The 236-nt window shown below is 40.3% G+C and carries 1 protein-coding gene; it reads right to left on the reverse strand.

Translation table 11 applies throughout. The features are described 5' to 3' along the window. Window positions 1–53: 53 nt before the first annotated feature. A partial coding sequence (locus AAEZ03_RS28890; protein ID WP_350583436.1) for a LysR substrate-binding domain-containing protein occupies window positions 54–236 on the reverse strand: 183 nt, incomplete at its 5' end.

Consider the following 236-nt stretch of genomic DNA (forward strand, 5'->3'; position numbering starts at 1 on the left):
GCTCAAATAGCGCGGTTTTTACGGACTATGAGCTAAATTTATCAGTGATTGAATCACTTTAATGATAACTCTTGCGATAACTTATCGACCAACAATCTCACCTTTGGTGATAAATGACGATTGTGCGGATACAAAGCCCAAATGCCTTCTTTTGGTTGTTGAAAAGGTGCAAGTAATACAACCAATCGCCCCTCAGCAATGGCATCATTGACGTAATATCCCGGTAACTGCACTAT

Origin of the sequence: Pseudomonas sp. HY2-MNA-CIBAN-0224, from assembly GCF_040310285.1 — a bacterium.
Lineage (GTDB): Bacteria > Pseudomonadota > Gammaproteobacteria > Pseudomonadales > Pseudomonadaceae > Aquipseudomonas > Aquipseudomonas helleri.